We start from the raw sequence: 14,129 nt of genomic DNA on the forward strand, positions 1-14,129 counted from the left end.
TTGTGACTTCCTTCGACGACGACGACGTTTCCGACTCCGCCGCCTACCCGGCGGAGGACGGTTCCCACCACTCCAAGCGCGAAAAGGTGGACCGGCCACGGATTGAGGCGGCCGTCCGCGAGATCCTCCTTGCCATTGGCGAGGACCCGGACCGCGGTGGCCTCGTGGACACCCCGAAAAGGGTTGCGAAGGCGTACGCCGAGGTGTTCGCCGGACTGCATCATGATCCTGCGGACGTCCTGTCCACCACCTTCGACCTTGACCACGAGGAACTGGTCCTGGTCAAGGACATCCCCTTCTACTCCACGTGCGAGCACCACCTGGTGCCGTTCCATGGGGTGGCCCACGTTGGCTACATCCCCTCGCACGACGGAAAGGTGACCGGGCTGAGCAAGCTGGCCCGGCTGGTGGACATCTACGCCCGCCGCCCCCAGGTACAGGAGCGGCTGACTACCGAAATTGTCGAAGCGATGGTGCAGCACCTCAAACCCCGCGGTGCGATCGTCGTCGTTGAATGCGAGCACATGTGCATGTCCATGCGCGGCATCCGCAAGCCCGGAGCGAAGACCGTCACCAGTGCGGTCCGCGGGCAGCTTCATGACCCGGCCACCCGTGCCGAAGCCATGAGCCTCATCCTCGGAAGGTAACCACACACCATGGATTCACTCGCTGCAGCCCCTGGAACGGGGCCCGCTACGTCCCCGCTGCCCATCCTGCGCAAGCCCCGCCCGGCTGCCCGCTTTGAGGACCTCCCCACCGGCCGCACCCTGGTGATGGGCATCCTGAACGTCACCCCGGATTCATTCAGCGACGGCGGCAAGCACGCGACGGCGGACACCGCCATCGCGGCAGGCCTGCGGATGTTCTACGCAGGCGCGGACATCATCGACGTCGGGGGCGAGTCCACCCGGCCCGGCGCCGACGACGTCACCCCGGACGAAGAGCAGCGCCGCGTCCTGCCCGTGATCGAAGCCCTGGTGAAAGCCGGCGCGCTGGTCAGCATCGACACCACGCATGCCTCCACCGCAGCCGCTGCCCTGAAGGCCGGCGCGGCCATCATCAATGACGTCTCCGGGCTGACCATCGAACCGGAGATGGTGGAGCTCGTGGCGGCCTCCAAGGCACCTTATGTCCTCACGCACCGCCGGGGCGACGCCCGGACCATGAACTCGCTCGCCGAATACACGGACGTGGCCGGGGAAGTCGTGGCGGAACTCGCAGGAGTACGGGACAAGCTCTACGCAGCCGGTGTCAGCCGGGAACAGATCATCATCGATCCGGGCCTGGGGTTCGCCAAGAACGACGCCCAGAACTGGGAACTGCTGCAGAACCTGGACCAGCTGGACAGCCTGGGCCACAAGGTCCTGGTGGCTGCCTCCCGCAAGCGCTTCCTCGGCACCCTGCTTACGGTGGCCGGGAAGTCTGCCGCTCCTGACGAGCGGGACAGCGCCACGGCCGCAATCACAGCCATCAGCGCCTACCGCGGGGCCTGGGCCGTCCGCGTGCACGACGTCGGTTCCAGCCTTGACGCGGTCAAGGTGGCTGCGCGCATGGCGGCGGCACCCACAACACAAGCCGTACCCAAAACGCAATAGGGCCGGGGGACCCATGGACAGGATTACGCTGACCGGAGTGACCGCCGTCGGCCACCACGGTGTCTTCGATTTTGAACGCCGGGAGGGCCAGCCCTTTGTTGTGGACGCCGTGCTCTACCTGGACTTCACCGAAGCGGCGCAATCCGACGACGTCCGGGACACCGCCCACTACGGTGAGGTGGCGCAGCGTATTACCGACTGGATCACCGGGGAGCCCCTGAACCTCATTGAGGCCCTCGCGGTGCGGATCGCCGACTGCCTCCTGGCCGAATTCGCACTCCAGGCCGTGGACATCACCGTCCATAAACCGCAGGCGCCCATCGAGGTCCCCTTCGGTGACGTGGCCGTTACGGTGCACCGCGAGCGGGAACCCGCCGCCCCTGCGCTGTCCGGTGCGCAGGCATGAACGGGATCTACACCAAGGCCGTGCTGGCCCTGGGCAGCAACCTTGGTGAACGGAACGAGACCCTGACAGAGGCTGTGGCGGACCTGGTGGATCCGCCCGAAGTACGGCTCCTCGCCGTCTCGCCCATAGTCCAGACCAAGGCCGTGGGCGGCCCTGCCGGCCAGCCGGACTTCCTGAACATGGTCATTACCGTGGAAACCAGCCTCACCCCTGCCGAACTGCTGGAACATTGCCAGGCCGTGGAGAACAAGCACCTCCGCGTCCGCGAGGTCCGCTGGGGGCCGCGGACGCTCGACGTCGACATCATCACCTACGGTGAGCTCCGCAGTGACGACCCCGCCCTGACCATCCCCCACCCCCGGGCTGCGTCACGTGCTTTCGTCCTCTACCCGTGGTCGCTCATCGAACCCGCCGCCACGCTGAACGGCGAACGGATCAGCTCCTTGGCAGTCCAGGCGGACGATTTCAAGGACCTTGCCCCGTTCGACGGGTTCGGGGACTTTGACGGAATGCCGACGGCCGGAGCGGTGGAGGAGAGATGAAGCCCATCAACCCGCTGCGCCTGCTGCTGATCTGCGTCATCCTTGCCATCGCGGGCTGGTCAGCCACGGTTGTCACCAGCCGGTACAGCATGGCCACGCCTGTCCTGCCTGCCACCGCGCTGGCCACCATGGGCGTCATCGTCATCATCACCCTGATCCTGGGTATCCGGATCCTGAGGTGGCGGAACAGCCACCAGCCCAACAGCAAGACGAAGAAGACGCAGCTGGATCCCCTGCTGGCCGCCCGGACCCTGATCCTGGCGCAGGCGTGCGCCTACGCCGGATCGGTGCTGCTGGGATGGCATGTGGGCATCTTCCTGGACCAGTTGCGGATCTGGAGCCTGCGCAGCGACCAGGGCATCACCTGGCTCGCCCTCGCCATGGCGGGCGGCGGCCTGGTGATGATCGTGGTGGGGCTCGTCGTGGAGCGGTTCTGCAGGATCCCGCCGGAAGACGGCGACACCAACACGGTTGACGGGAAGAAGGGCCGGCCTGCCCGCGGGGAAGCCGCTGGGGAAGGCGAATATGCGTACCGAGGCGATTGACCCGCCGGGTATCAACTGGCAGCGGGTGTCACCGAAATACGTCACCGTCCGCCTGGTGGAATGGGCGCTGGCCAACATCGCCGCGGTACTGGTCCTGTCCGCGCCGCTGGTGTTCGTCCTCCTGGGATGGTGGCGGTGGCCGCCGCTGTGGCTGGCCACCACTGTTCCGGCCGCCACCCTGCTGCTTGCCTTATGGCGGCTTGTCCTCATCCCCCGGCAGGTCCGGGCCATCGGCTACGCCGAGCGCGACGAGGACCTCCTGGTCAGGAGCGGCATCTTCTTCCAGCGCACCATGGCCGTCCCGTACGGACGCATGCAGTATGTGGACATCGCCGTGGGACCTGTGGAGCGGAGCATGGGCCTGTGCACCGTCAAGCTCCACACAGCGTCCCCGGGCACCAATGCGCGCATCCCCGGCCTCCCGGCGTCGGAAGGCGCCCGGCTCCGGGAACAACTGGCCGCCCGCGGCGAAGCCAGGCTGGCAGGACTGTGACCACTGACGGCCAGCTGCCCGGCCCGGCGCTGCCGCCTGCCGGTACCGGCCCGGAAGCCACGGGAACGCCCGACGGCGAATGGCTGCGTGTGCATCCCGCCTCACCTTTCGTCCGCGGCTGGGTTGCACTGGCCGCCATCACGTTCTTCTTCGGCCGCGACCTGTTTGAGCGGACACTCCAGGGCCAGCCCGTCTTCGAGGACGGGTTCGCCCGCCGTGCACCATGGCTCCTTGGCGGCGGCGCCGCCGTGCTGGCCGTGGCAGTCCTGGGGTTCGTCCTGACCTGGTACTTCACCAAGTACCAGGTCTCCGGCGGCTATGTCCGGGTCAACACCGGCCTCCTCTTCCGCCAGCACCGGCAGGCACGCCTGGACCGGGTCCAGGCAATTGACATCGTGCAGCCCCTGCTGGCCCGCATCTTTGGCCTGGCCGAACTCAAGTTCGAAGTTGCCGACGCCGGTGAATCCGCCGTGCGCCTGGCGTACCTCAGGATCGACGACGCCCGCCAGCTGCGCGCCACCATCCTGGCCCGGGCCTCCGGTGCTGAGGCAAGCTTCGGTGCGGTCCCGGCGGCCGGCATCAACGCCGCGGCGCGTTCAGGTCCCGGCAGCCCATCGGCGGCGTCCTTTGACCCGTCCGCACCTGAGGCGCCCGAAATCCAGGTACTCAGCGTGCCGCCGTCGCGCCTTGTCGGATCGCTGCTGTTGAGCGAGCAAAGCTTCTTCATTGTGGTGGGCGGCTTCGCTTCCGTGGTCCTGTCTGCGCTGACGGACAACCGCGCTTTCTACTTCTACCTGGTGCCCGCAGCGCTGGGCCTTGCCGCCAGCTACTGGAACTTCTTCAACAAGGGCTACAACTTCACCGCGGCCGTCTCGCCGGACGGCATCCGGTTGCGCTACGGCCTGCTGGACACCCAGGCGCAGACACTTCCGCCGGGCCGGATCCAGGCTGTGAAGATTGCCCAGCCGCCGCTGTGGCGTCCGTTCGGCTGGTACCGGATGCAGGTGAACGTTGCCGGTTACGGGGCGTCCGGCAACGCCGTCGAAGGCAACACCCGGACCATCCTCCTGCCGGTGGGCAAGTTCGCCGACGTCCTCGCCATGCTCTCGCTGGTCCTGCCGGACCCCGGAACGGAACGCCCTGCGGAGGTGTTCGCGGCGGGGCTTATGGGCAGCGGTTCCGACGGCGGGTTCACCACCACGCCCCGGCGGGCCCGGCTGCTGGCGCCGCTGGCCTGGCGGCGGAACGGGTTTGCCGCCACGGACACGGCACTTCTGATCCGCTCCGGGCGCTGGTGGCGGGACCTTGTGCTGGTGCCCCACCAACGCACGCAGTCACTGGCGATCCATCAGGGGCCCGTGGCGCGCCGGTTCCGGGTGGCCGATCTGGTCCTGCACACGACAGCCGGTCCCGTTGCCCCGCGGCTGACCCAGGCGGGGCTGGACGAGGCCAGGCAACTCTTCGACGAGCAGTCGGCGCGGGCGCGGCTGGCCAGGAAGCGGCAAACCACCGAACAATGGTTGCGGCAGGTCGTTCCGGCAGTGGAACCCGCGGCCGTGCCGGACACACCCGTCCCCGGAGCGCCGCACCCTGGGACACCAGCCAGTGAAGCCCGCACCCATTACCAACAGGAAGGCCAGACGCATGGCTAAGCCCGGACGCCTCGGCGTCGGAATCATCGGCGCCGGCAAGGTGGGCGCCGTGCTCGGCGCGGCCCTGCGCGCCGCCGAGCACGCCGTCGTGGGAGTGTCAGCCGTCTCCGACGCCAGCCGGGACCGGGCCGAGGCACTCCTTCCCGGCGTGCCCATCCTTGAAGTGCAGGACATCGTGGAACGTGCGGAACTGGTGCTGCTGGCGGTGCCCGACGACGCGCTGCCGGACTTGGTGGAGGGGCTGGCGAAGCTAGGCGCCTGGCAGCCGGGGCAGCTCGTGGCACATACCTCGGGCCGGTTCGGCGTGGGCGTGCTGCATCCGGTCCGTGCCGCCGGGGCCGTGCCGCTGGCGCTGCACCCGGCCATGACGTTCACGGGCATGAGCCTGGACCTCACCCGGCTGCTCGACTGCACCTTCGGCGTGACGGCCGATGCCGCCATGCTCCCTATCGCGCAGGCGCTGGTGGTGGAGATGGGGGCGGAGCCTGTGGCCATCGCCGAGGCGGACCGGACGCTCTACCACGCGGCCCTGGCCCATGGTTCCAACCACCTGGTCACCTTGGTGGCACAGGCGTCGCAGCTCCTGCGCGAGGTGGGAGTGGAATCACCCGAGCGCATGCTGGGGCCGCTGCTGCGCGCCACCCTGGAAAACGCGCTGGCCTCGGGGGAGTCTGCGCTGACCGGGCCGGTGGCCCGCGGGGACGTGGGCACCGTTCGTGCGCACGCTGAGGCGTTGCGGGAGTTCGACGGCGGCGGCCACGGTGACGTGCTCGAGGCCTACCTTGCAATGGCCCGCGCCACTGCCCTGCGCGCTGAAGGGCGCGGCCTGCTGAAACCCGACCAGCTGAAGGGGCTGCGCGAGGCCCTCGATTCGAAGGAAGACTGAATGCCCATTCAACTCGTCACCACCGTGGCCGGCCTGAAAGCCGAAAGCGCCCGTTTGCTCGGCGCGAAACAGGGTGTTTCCCAGGGGCTTGTGCCCACCATGGGCGCACTCCACGAAGGCCACGCAACGCTGGCGCGCACCGCCGTCGAGCAGAACGATGTGGTGGTGGCCAGCATTTTCGTCAACCCGCTGCAGTTCGGCGATGCCGTTGACCTGGACCGCTACCCGCGGACGCTCGACGCGGACCTCGCCCTGCTCGAGGAGCAGGGCGTTGACCTCGCGTTCGCGCCCTCCGTGGACGAGGTCTATCCCGGTGGTGAACCCCTGGTGCGGATCACTTCCGGCCGCCTCGGGGATAAGTGGGAGGGCGCCTCGCGGCCCGGCCACTTTGACGGCGCACTCACTGTCGTGGCAAAACTGCTGCACTACGGCACACCGGCGGCCGGCCTCCCCGCCGGCCCTGCGGGTTCTGCCGCCGGCAGCCTGCCGGCGTACCGGGCCTACTTCGGGCAAAAGGACGCCCAGCAGCTGGCCCTGGTCCGGCGGATGGTTTCCGACCTGAACTTTCCGGTGGAGATCGTGGGCGTGCCAACGGTGCGCGCAACGGACGGGCTGGCGCTGTCCAGCCGGAACCGCTTCCTGTCCGACGCCGAGCGGGACGCCGCGCTGGTCCTGTCCAGGGCCCTGCGGCTGCTGGAGCAAAGGGCGAACGCCCATGAGCCGCTGGACCTCGACTCCGCGCTGGCGATGGTGGAATCGCAGCCCCTGGTCTCGCTGGACTACTTTGACGTAGTGGACCCGGGCACCCTTGAGCCGCTGGCGGAGAACTGCCGGGAAACGCCCTTCCGCGGCGAGGCCCTGGCGCTCATCGCCGCCAAGGTGGGCCCGGTGCGCCTGATCGACAACGTGCCACTGAGTTCGTAACTGCTGCTCATAGCTGCCACGCCGGCCCGGCGCACGCCCGGGTGCCCCGTTACAGGCCTGAGTGGTCCCGGTTGATCATGAGCTGTTCGAGCAGCGCGCGTTCAGGCCTGCCCGGGTTCCTGGCGACGCAGCGGCGAAGGCGGGCCCGGGCGAGTTCTTCACAGGGATCCTGGCCGCCAAGCAGCTCATCGATGATTTCCTGCGCCTGCCACCGCAGCGACTCGATAGCGAACTGCCTGACCTCTTCGGGCGTATCACTGGACATCCAGGGATCCGGATCCGACGGGACACTTTGGAACATCCGCTCTGCTGACATTGGGGCCTCCTTGCTCCAAACCGGCGGACCCTTGGGCGCGCCTTGCGGTGTTCTAAAGAACTGCGTAGGAGAAACACTACAGCGGGCAAGACCAGTCTGTCTCCCCTGAAGTAGACTCCAAGTCCTATGAGCACAGAGGCGAAGGTCCCGATATCCGATTCCTCTTCCGTGGCTCCGGCGGCGGAGGGCAACACCAATTCCGTGGAGCGGATCCTCTCGGTGGCCTACGAGCTGTTTTCGCGCAGGGGAATCCGGGACGTGGGTGTCAATGAACTCATCGAGCGGTCAGGCGTGGCCAAGGCCACCTTCTACCGGCATTTCCCGTCAAAGGACTCGTTGGTCCTGGCCTTCCTGGAGCAGCGGGACAAACTGTGGACTGTTGAAGCGATCGTGGCCCAGGCCCGGGGCCGGGGACAGACGCCGGTGGAGCGGCTGCTGGCAATCTTCGATGTCCTGGGGGAATGGTTCCGGCGCGATGACTTCGAAGGGAGCACCTTCACCCAGGTCCTGCTGGAGATGGGACCGTCCCACCCCTTGGGGCAGGCCAGTATCAACTACCTGGCAAAACTCCGGAGCCACGTACAGGCGTTGGCCGAAGAAGCCGGGCTTGTGGACCCGGACGGGTTCGCGCGTTCCTGGCAGATCCTGATGAAGGGTTCCATCATCTCGGCAACCGGCGGTGACCTGGACGCCGGGAAGCGTGCCCAAGAGATGGCTGTCTGGCTGATCGAGCACCACAGGGCATAGCGGCTGGCTCTCCAGGACGGGCTTCAGCACCGACCGTGACAGCCTACGGCCGGGCCCCTATGGCGTCCGGGAACAGGGCGAATGAGGTGGCGAGGAATTCGGCCCAGACTGGATCGCTGGCCGGCAGGTCGTTGAGGTCCACGTATCTGGCGTCGTCTGGTTCCCACTGCGGAAGGTCTTCGGGGTGCGGGTCGAGGCACCGGCATTCACGGGGCACGGCCCACTGCGGCCATTGCGGCCAGGTTCCTGGTGGCCAGGGGGTTGGTTCGGCATCCTGTTGTTCGGCGTTGTAGTGCCTGCCTGTTGGTGAGGTCCAGCCGGGCGGATTGTTTTCGGTTGCGGGGTCGGGTGTCCATGGGCTGTGGTGCTTGAGCCGGTGGTGTTTGGGGCAGAGCTGTGCGAGGTTGCTGACGTTGGTGGTGCCGCCGTGTTCCCATGCTTTTAGGTGGTCGGTGTCGTTGTCGGGGGTGCGGTTGGTGCAGCCGGGAAAGGTGCACTTGGCATCCCGCATCCTGATCCAGCGTTTGATGGTTTCGGTGAGCCGGTAACGTGTGCGGCCGATTTCCAGTGCTGCCCCGTTGCGGGGGTCGACGAGGACCCGGTAGAAAGAGTCCGCCCCGTCCGCGACCAGCCGCCGTGCCACGGATGCCGGGATCGGCCCGAAACCATCCAGTACGGCGGCCTCGTCGGTGAGGCCGAGGAGCGAGAACACCGGCACGATGACCAGGACATCGGCCCGCGGCGCAGGGACCTTCCCGATCTCTGTGGGTTTCCCGGTTTGTGTGGTGTGCCCGGCGCCGAGGAGCAGGGATGCGGCGATGTCGGGGCGGAGTTGGGTGAGGGTGCGCTCTTCGTCCGGTCCCTGCAGGCCACGGGCGATAGCGGTGGTCCGGTTCCAGATGGCGCACGCGGTGTCCCCGGGCAGGCAGAGGGAGACCCAGGCCATGCCGTCCTTGTCCGGGGTGTATTCCATCCGCCGATCCGCCACGCCCTTTGCATGGCGCTTCTCGATCGATTCCGGGTGGTGGCGTTCCCGCCACCCACGGACCTTGGCCCGGAACCGTGACGGGACGAGTTCGCCGGGGGCGGCACCCCGGGCGGGGTTCGGCGCAGCCGGGTCGAAGAAGTGCGCCACCAGAGACGCCGCGCCCTCGGAGGTGAGGCCTTCGCTTTCGTCGGCAATGATGCGGGCGTGCTGCCAGGACAACACGCCGGCGGCCAGTGCGTCCATGACGGGTGGCAGGGAACAGATCCGCCGTGACTGCTCCACTAAAGCGCCCGCGGCCGCGGAACTGATGGTCAGGACTCCCGCGATCTCCTCCACCACGGACATGTCAGCGTACGTGCGGTCCTGTACGGATGCGTCCGGCGGCGTCATCGCCTGCTGGAACTCAACGGCCTCAGCGGCGTCCTGTGCCTTCACCGCAGCGAGCTGCGCCTCCAGCCGGGCCATAAGCTCCAGTTTTTCCAGCCTGATCCCATACCGTCGCTGCAATACATCTATACCGGCACCAACATCCACACCGGCAGCAACATGAGCCCCGGAAGCGAGGAAAGAGTCCTCTTTCTCCAACGCGTGCAGGGCAGCAACAGAGGCGTGGACACCCTCCAAAGCCACCCCAGCACCACCGCCGATTCCCATACCGACATCATCCAATGACCCACTGACATTTACGCCGGGAACCCTGGCCACCAAGGCCAACCCCAGCCAAAGGCGCCCAAGTCCAAAAAGCAGTGCGCCGCCGTCGTGCGCGTTCCCGCTGCGCGAATTACTTCCCGCGCCCCTAATACCCCCAGCGAAAAGGAATCTGCGCAGCGCAGATTCCTTTTCGCGCGCAGCAGCCGACTCGGGTACGGGGAGTCGATGCAGATAGTCAGCTTGCTTATTACTTTTGTCTTTCCTAGGCTGGAATGCGTCAGGCAATCAACTCTCGAGCGGGACCCGGCGCGCCCAAAGGCCGGCCGGCCCACTCCAGCGAGGAGGAACAATGTCAGAGCACAGCATCGCAGGCAAGAAGGTCGCATTCCTGCTGACTGACGGAGTGGAGCAGGTAGAGCTCACCAGTCCCTGGCAGGCAGTGAAGGACGCCGGCGGCGAGCCCACCCTGGTGGCGCCGAAGAACGGCAAGCTGCAGGGCTACAACGGCACGGAGAAGGGCGACACGTTCGACGTTGACCTGACTGTCGCGGAAGCGAACGCCTCGGACTTCGACGCGCTGGTACTCCCGGGTGGCGTGGTGAACGCCGACCACCTTCGCGTCGACAAGGACGCCCAGAGCTTCACGCGGAGCTTCTTCGAGCAGCACAAGCCCGTGGCATCGATCTGCCATGGACCGTGGCTGCTCATCGAGGCCGGAGTCATCCGGGGCAGGAATGTCACGTCCTACTTCACGCTCGAAACCGACCTGAAGAACGCGGGCGCCAACTGGACGGACCAGGAAGTGGTGGTTGACCAGGGCCTGGTGACCAGCCGGAACCCTGATGACCTCCCGGCGTTCAACAACAAGCTGGTGGAAGAAATCTCCGAAGGCCAGCACGCAGGGCAGACCGCCTAAAGCAAATCCCTAATGTTCCCTCAGGGGTAAAAAGAACCCATGCGGAGGAATTACTCCAGCGGGTAGAGTGTTGGAATCTGCAGCGGCGCCGACCGCGCACCACTCTTAAAACACCCCTGAGGGAACACCCATGTCTACCGAAGTCTCTCCGAACGCCAGCGGACAGCCCGCCCCTGACCAAGGACTCGGCGAAGGAGTCCGCCAAGGAACCCTGCCCGCCGCCCCGGAGAAGATGTCCCGGGAGTCCGTGACCATCATCAGCACGCTGCTGGTGGCGACGTTCGTGGTGATCCTCAACGAGACCATCATGAATGTTGCCCTGCAGCGGCTCATGGTGGACCTCCGGGTGGACGCGCCCACCGTCCAGTGGCTGTCCACAGGATTTATGCTCACCATGGCCGTGGTCATTCCCACCACCGGCTTCATCCTCCAGCGCCTCTCCACGCGGGCCGTCTTCATGCTGGCCATGGGCCTGTTCGCGGGCGGAACAACACTGGCCGCGGTGGCCCCCGGATTCGAGGTCCTGCTCCTGGCACGGATCGTCCAGGCCGGTGGTACCGCCATCATGCTGCCGCTGCTGATGACCACCATCCTCACCCTGGTCCCGCTTGCCAAACGTGGCGCCGTCATGGGCAACGTGAGCATTGCCATCTCGGTGGCACCGGCCATGGGCCCCACCGTCTCCGGGCTGATCCTTGAGCATTTCACCTGGCGCTTCATGTTCGTCTTCGTCCTGCCCGTGGCCCTCGCCGCGCTGGCCATCGGCGCCAAGTACCTTACCAACGTGGGTGAGGTGGAGAAGGGCAAGCTCGACGTCTTGTCCGTTGTCCTCACCGTCCCGGCTTTCGGCGGCCTGGTCTACGGGCTCAGTCAGATCGGCGGTGGCCACGGCGGCCAGGCGGGACCGGGTGCCGGTGCCATTGCGGCCCTTGTCATCGGCGTCGCAGCGCTCACGGTATTCGTACTGCGCCAGGTCCGGCTCCAGAAGGCCGCCGCGCCGCTGCTGGATCTTCGCGCGTTCAACTTCCGGATGTTCACCGTCTCGGTCCTGCTGATGGTGGTGGCCATGATGGCGCTGTTCGGCGGCGTCATCCTGCTCCCGCTCTACCTGCAGGAAGTCCGCGGCCTGGGGTCGCTCGAGACCGGCCTTGCGCTGCTTCCCGGCGGCCTGGCCATGGGACTCCTGGGCCCCGTCATCGGCCGCGCGTTCGACAAGGTAGGCCCGCTGCCACTCACCGTCACCGGCTCCATCCTGATGGTGGTTGCCCTTTGGCAATTTTCAATGCTCGACGCCGGCACAGCGGTTTGGTGGATCATCACCCTGCACGTGACGCTGAGTTTCGGCCTGGCGCTGCTGTTCACCCCGGCCTTCACCACAGGCCTGAACCCGCTGCCGCCGCACCTTTACTCCCACGGCTCCGCGATCATGAGCACCACGCAGCAGGTGGCCGGCGCGGCGGGCACGGCGCTGCTGGTATCCATCTTCGCTGTGGTGAGCGCGGCGTCGGGACTCGTCGCTGGGATGAGCGCCGCCTTCATGACGGCAACCGTCATAGCCTTTGCCGCCGTCGTACTGTCCGCGATGATGCGCAAGACCGAAGGTGCCGGCCCGGGCCACGGCGCAGGACATTAGCCAGCGGAGAAACACTGGCCGGCGAAGGACAATAGTCCAGCGCCGCACCGGCAGTACTTAGCCGGAGAAGAAGTCGCTCAGTTCCTTGATCAGCTTGTCCGGAGCCTTGATGGCGCCGTCGTGGCCGAAGCCGGGCAGGATGGTGTAGCTGGAGCCGGAGAGCACGTCGTGGATCTGGCCGCAGGCGATGCCGAAGTAGGCCGGGCTCTTTTCGCCCACCACGATCAGCGTCTCCAGGGGCAGTGCCTGGAACGGTTCGGCCGGCATGTCCGCGGCAATGATGGCCTTGATTTCGCGGACGCCGGTACGCATCAGCTCGCGCTGCTGCTTTCCTTCCGTGGTGCCCGCGGTCAGTTTGTTGGCGAGGGTCAGCATGGAGAGCGGCATGCGCGAGGAGAAGGAGCCGCCCGCTTCCAGGCCGCGCTGGATGACGGCCAGGGCGCGGTCATGGTCGCCGGCGGCGATGGCGCGTTCGTACTCGGCAATCCAGCTGGCAGTGACGCTGCCATTCACGGAGACTGCGGGATCGTAGACGGCGAGCCGTTCCACCGGGAGCGTCCGCGCGGCGTGCAGGGCAACTGCTCCGCCGAAGCTGTGTCCAAAGACGTCCGTGCTGGAGGTGTGCTTCATGACCGTGTCCAAGTCCCGGATGTCCACGTCCAGCGTGTAGTCCTCGGGCTGCGGCGACGACGAGCCGCGGCCGCGCCGGTTGAACGTGTGGACCGGCCGGCCCAGGGCGGCGCTCAACTTCTGGGCGAACTTCGTGTAGTCCGCGGCCGTCACCATGGAGGGCGGCACCACCACGACGCCGGACCCGGCCGACGCCAGTTCCGCGCCGGTGGAGAAGAGCTCAATCGTGCCGCCGTCGGGGGTCCTGATGTTCTCTCGCGTCATGCTCCGAGCCTAGCCGAGCAAGTGGTTGCAGGCATCCCGGAACCCGTCGGCTCAGGCCAGCCGGTCAATGAGGGACCGGCTCGCAGCGCGGATGGCCGGCAGCTTCCCGCCCAGCCCGCAGAGGATCAGGCCGGCATCGGCCGCCTGCATAGGCGAGTCCGGACCAACCGCCCCGTCCGCCCGGAGGTAGATCAGGGATTCGACCAGGCGGAAGGTGAAGTCGCCGCCGTCCGGTCCCGCCGCGGTGGCTGACAGGCCGCCGCCCAGCTCACCGTACAGGTGCCGGAGCTCCTGCCGGTCGTTCAGGAACCGGGCAAAGCGCGTACTCCGCACCTCCGGCAGGTGGTACAGGACGCCAAGGTTCCACCGGGCATTGCACAGCTGGGTGCCGTCATAAAGTGCGACGGCGTGCAGCCGGCTCCCAGCCGGGCCATCGGTTTCCGGGGTCCCGGCAGGGAGGGCCGCCACTGCGCGCGCGAACGTCAGGCCGCCGGACACCGTCCCCTCCAGCAGGTCCTCGAGGATGTCGTCCTTGGTTTTGAAGTGGTGGTAGAGGGACGACTGCCGGATTCCCACGGCATCCGCAATGGACCGGGTGGAGGTGCTGGCGAAGCCTTGCGTGGTGAAGAGCTCCGCCGCTGCGTCGAGTATTTCCTCGCGGGCGGTGGCACCTGGCCGCGAGGGCTGCTGGTGGCGGGGGCGGCCCGGTCCGGCTGAAGTCACGGCCCCATTCTTGCATTGCCGGGCGCGGCGGAAATGACGCCCGGACGTGGTGAGGGGACGGAAATCTGGCCGAAACAAGATGTCTATCCGCCTTTTACAGAGGCGAAACTGTTTGGGGACATCCCACTGGAAAACTATCAATTGACCGGTAATCAGCAGCCTTCGGCCGAGCGCTGCGGTGCCGGGAGGCTTTGCCCCCATGAACCCTTTCCAGCCCC

16 protein-coding genes are annotated in these 14,129 nt (G+C 67.0%); 12 read left to right on the forward strand and 4 right to left on the reverse strand.

What is annotated here, in order from left to right:
* Positions 1-2: 2 nt before the first annotated feature.
* Genes folE through ACWRN3_RS08635 form a run of 9 tightly spaced genes read left to right on the forward strand, consistent with a single transcriptional unit; the run spans position 3 to position 7,043 of the window.
* Positions 3-647, forward strand: coding sequence for a GTP cyclohydrolase I FolE (gene folE, locus ACWRN3_RS08595; RefSeq protein ID WP_324643792.1), 645 nt, complete (start codon positions 3-5; stop codon positions 645-647).
* A gap of 9 nt (positions 648-656) precedes the next feature.
* Positions 657-1,595, forward strand: coding sequence for a dihydropteroate synthase (folP, locus tag ACWRN3_RS08600; protein WP_255174036.1), 939 nt, complete (start codon positions 657-659; stop codon positions 1,593-1,595).
* A 13-nt stretch (positions 1,596-1,608) separates the two neighbouring features.
* The gene (folB, locus tag ACWRN3_RS08605; protein ID WP_476740373.1) at positions 1,609-2,001 is read left to right on the forward strand and encodes a dihydroneopterin aldolase; all 393 of its coding nucleotides are present in this window, start codon (positions 1,609-1,611) and stop codon (positions 1,999-2,001) included.
* The gene (gene folK / locus ACWRN3_RS08610; protein WP_255174038.1) at positions 1,998-2,543 is read left to right on the forward strand and encodes a 2-amino-4-hydroxy-6-hydroxymethyldihydropteridine diphosphokinase; all 546 of its coding nucleotides are present in this window, start codon (positions 1,998-2,000) and stop codon (positions 2,541-2,543) included. The genes folB and folK overlap by 4 nt, the downstream gene beginning before the upstream one ends.
* On the forward strand, positions 2,540-3,088 hold the full coding sequence (locus ACWRN3_RS08615) for a DUF3180 domain-containing protein (protein WP_255174039.1): 549 nt from the start codon (positions 2,540-2,542) through the stop codon (positions 3,086-3,088). The genes folK and ACWRN3_RS08615 overlap by 4 nt, the downstream gene beginning before the upstream one ends.
* Positions 3,069-3,581, forward strand: a complete 513-nt coding sequence (locus tag ACWRN3_RS08620; RefSeq protein ID WP_476740374.1) for a PH domain-containing protein — start codon at positions 3,069-3,071, stop codon at positions 3,579-3,581. The genes ACWRN3_RS08615 and ACWRN3_RS08620 overlap by 20 nt, the downstream gene beginning before the upstream one ends.
* A complete protein-coding gene (locus tag ACWRN3_RS08625; RefSeq protein WP_324643796.1) occupies positions 3,578-5,233 on the forward strand; it encodes a PH domain-containing protein in 1,656 nt (551 codons plus the stop codon). The genes ACWRN3_RS08620 and ACWRN3_RS08625 overlap by 4 nt, the downstream gene beginning before the upstream one ends.
* A complete protein-coding gene (locus tag ACWRN3_RS08630; protein ID WP_255174042.1) occupies positions 5,226-6,119 on the forward strand; it encodes a Rossmann-like and DUF2520 domain-containing protein in 894 nt (297 codons plus the stop codon). The genes ACWRN3_RS08625 and ACWRN3_RS08630 overlap by 8 nt, the downstream gene beginning before the upstream one ends.
* A complete protein-coding gene (locus ACWRN3_RS08635; protein ID WP_324643797.1) occupies positions 6,120-7,043 on the forward strand; it encodes a 4-phosphopantoate--beta-alanine ligase in 924 nt (307 codons plus the stop codon). It begins immediately after the preceding gene.
* 49 nt (positions 7,044-7,092) lie between these two features.
* Here ACWRN3_RS08635 and ACWRN3_RS08640 read toward each other — a convergent pair whose 3' ends face one another.
* Complete coding sequence (locus ACWRN3_RS08640; RefSeq protein ID WP_255174044.1) at positions 7,093-7,359, reverse strand: hypothetical protein; 267 nt, start codon at positions 7,357-7,359, stop codon at positions 7,093-7,095.
* A gap of 126 nt (positions 7,360-7,485) precedes the next feature.
* Here ACWRN3_RS08640 and ACWRN3_RS08645 point away from each other — a divergent pair, with 126 nt between their 5' ends.
* On the forward strand, positions 7,486-8,106 hold the full coding sequence (locus tag ACWRN3_RS08645; protein ID WP_255174045.1) for a TetR/AcrR family transcriptional regulator: 621 nt from the start codon (positions 7,486-7,488) through the stop codon (positions 8,104-8,106).
* Between the two features lie 43 nt (positions 8,107-8,149).
* Here ACWRN3_RS08645 and ACWRN3_RS08650 read toward each other — a convergent pair whose 3' ends face one another.
* Positions 8,150-9,748 (reverse strand): HNH endonuclease signature motif containing protein, encoded by a 1,599-nt coding sequence (locus ACWRN3_RS08650; protein ID WP_476740375.1) that lies wholly within the window; start codon positions 9,746-9,748, stop codon positions 8,150-8,152.
* Positions 9,749-10,094: 346 nt separating this feature from the next.
* Between ACWRN3_RS08650 and ACWRN3_RS08655 the strand changes: the two genes are divergently transcribed.
* The gene (locus ACWRN3_RS08655) at positions 10,095-10,661 is read left to right on the forward strand and encodes a type 1 glutamine amidotransferase domain-containing protein (protein WP_324643800.1); all 567 of its coding nucleotides are present in this window, start codon (positions 10,095-10,097) and stop codon (positions 10,659-10,661) included.
* A 130-nt stretch (positions 10,662-10,791) separates the two neighbouring features.
* Positions 10,792-12,294 (forward strand): DHA2 family efflux MFS transporter permease subunit, encoded by a 1,503-nt coding sequence (locus tag ACWRN3_RS08660; protein ID WP_476740376.1) that lies wholly within the window; start codon positions 10,792-10,794, stop codon positions 12,292-12,294.
* Between the two features lie 57 nt (positions 12,295-12,351).
* Here the strand turns inward: ACWRN3_RS08660 and ACWRN3_RS08665 are convergent, their stop codons facing one another.
* Together ACWRN3_RS08665 and ACWRN3_RS08670 are read right to left on the reverse strand one after the other, a co-directional pair.
* Positions 12,352-13,188: an alpha/beta fold hydrolase gene (locus ACWRN3_RS08665; protein WP_255174048.1), complete on the reverse strand. Its 837-nt coding sequence runs from the start codon at positions 13,186-13,188 to the stop codon at positions 12,352-12,354.
* A 51-nt stretch (positions 13,189-13,239) separates the two neighbouring features.
* Positions 13,240-13,911 carry a TetR/AcrR family transcriptional regulator gene (locus ACWRN3_RS08670; protein WP_255174049.1) on the reverse strand — a complete coding sequence of 224 codons (672 nt, stop codon included), beginning with the start codon at positions 13,909-13,911 and terminating at the stop codon, positions 13,240-13,242.
* Between the last annotated feature and the right edge of the window lie 218 nt (positions 13,912-14,129).

It is taken from the genome of Pseudarthrobacter sp. rb (assembly GCF_056389225.1).

Bases quoted from the DNA above. Each gene is read 5' to 3' on its own strand.
- ACWRN3_RS08660 (WP_476740376.1), top strand. From the start codon at position 10,792: ATGTCTACCGAAGTCTCTCCGAACGCCAGCGGACAGCCCGCCCCTGAC.
- ACWRN3_RS08645 (WP_255174045.1), top strand. From the start codon at position 7,486: ATGAGCACAGAGGCGAAGGTCCCGATATCCGATTCCTCTTCCGTGGCT.
- folB (WP_476740373.1), top strand. From the start codon at position 1,609: ATGGACAGGATTACGCTGACCGGAGTGACCGCCGTCGGCCACCACGGT.
- ACWRN3_RS08640 (WP_255174044.1), bottom strand. From the start codon at position 7,359: ATGTCAGCAGAGCGGATGTTCCAAAGTGTCCCGTCGGATCCGGATCCC.
- ACWRN3_RS08650 (WP_476740375.1), bottom strand. From the start codon at position 9,748: ATGGGAATCGGCGGTGGTGCTGGGGTGGCTTTGGAGGGTGTCCACGCC.
- ACWRN3_RS08630 (WP_255174042.1), top strand. From the start codon at position 5,226: ATGGCTAAGCCCGGACGCCTCGGCGTCGGAATCATCGGCGCCGGCAAG.
- ACWRN3_RS08665 (WP_255174048.1), bottom strand. From the start codon at position 13,188: ATGACGCGAGAGAACATCAGGACCCCCGACGGCGGCACGATTGAGCTC.
- ACWRN3_RS08620 (WP_476740374.1), top strand. From the start codon at position 3,069: ATGCGTACCGAGGCGATTGACCCGCCGGGTATCAACTGGCAGCGGGTG.
- ACWRN3_RS08615 (WP_255174039.1), top strand. From the start codon at position 2,540: ATGAAGCCCATCAACCCGCTGCGCCTGCTGCTGATCTGCGTCATCCTT.
- ACWRN3_RS08655 (WP_324643800.1), top strand. From the start codon at position 10,095: ATGTCAGAGCACAGCATCGCAGGCAAGAAGGTCGCATTCCTGCTGACT.
- ACWRN3_RS08635 (WP_324643797.1), top strand. From the start codon at position 6,120: ATGCCCATTCAACTCGTCACCACCGTGGCCGGCCTGAAAGCCGAAAGC.
- folK (WP_255174038.1), top strand. From the start codon at position 1,998: ATGAACGGGATCTACACCAAGGCCGTGCTGGCCCTGGGCAGCAACCTT.
- folP (WP_255174036.1), top strand. From the start codon at position 657: ATGGATTCACTCGCTGCAGCCCCTGGAACGGGGCCCGCTACGTCCCCG.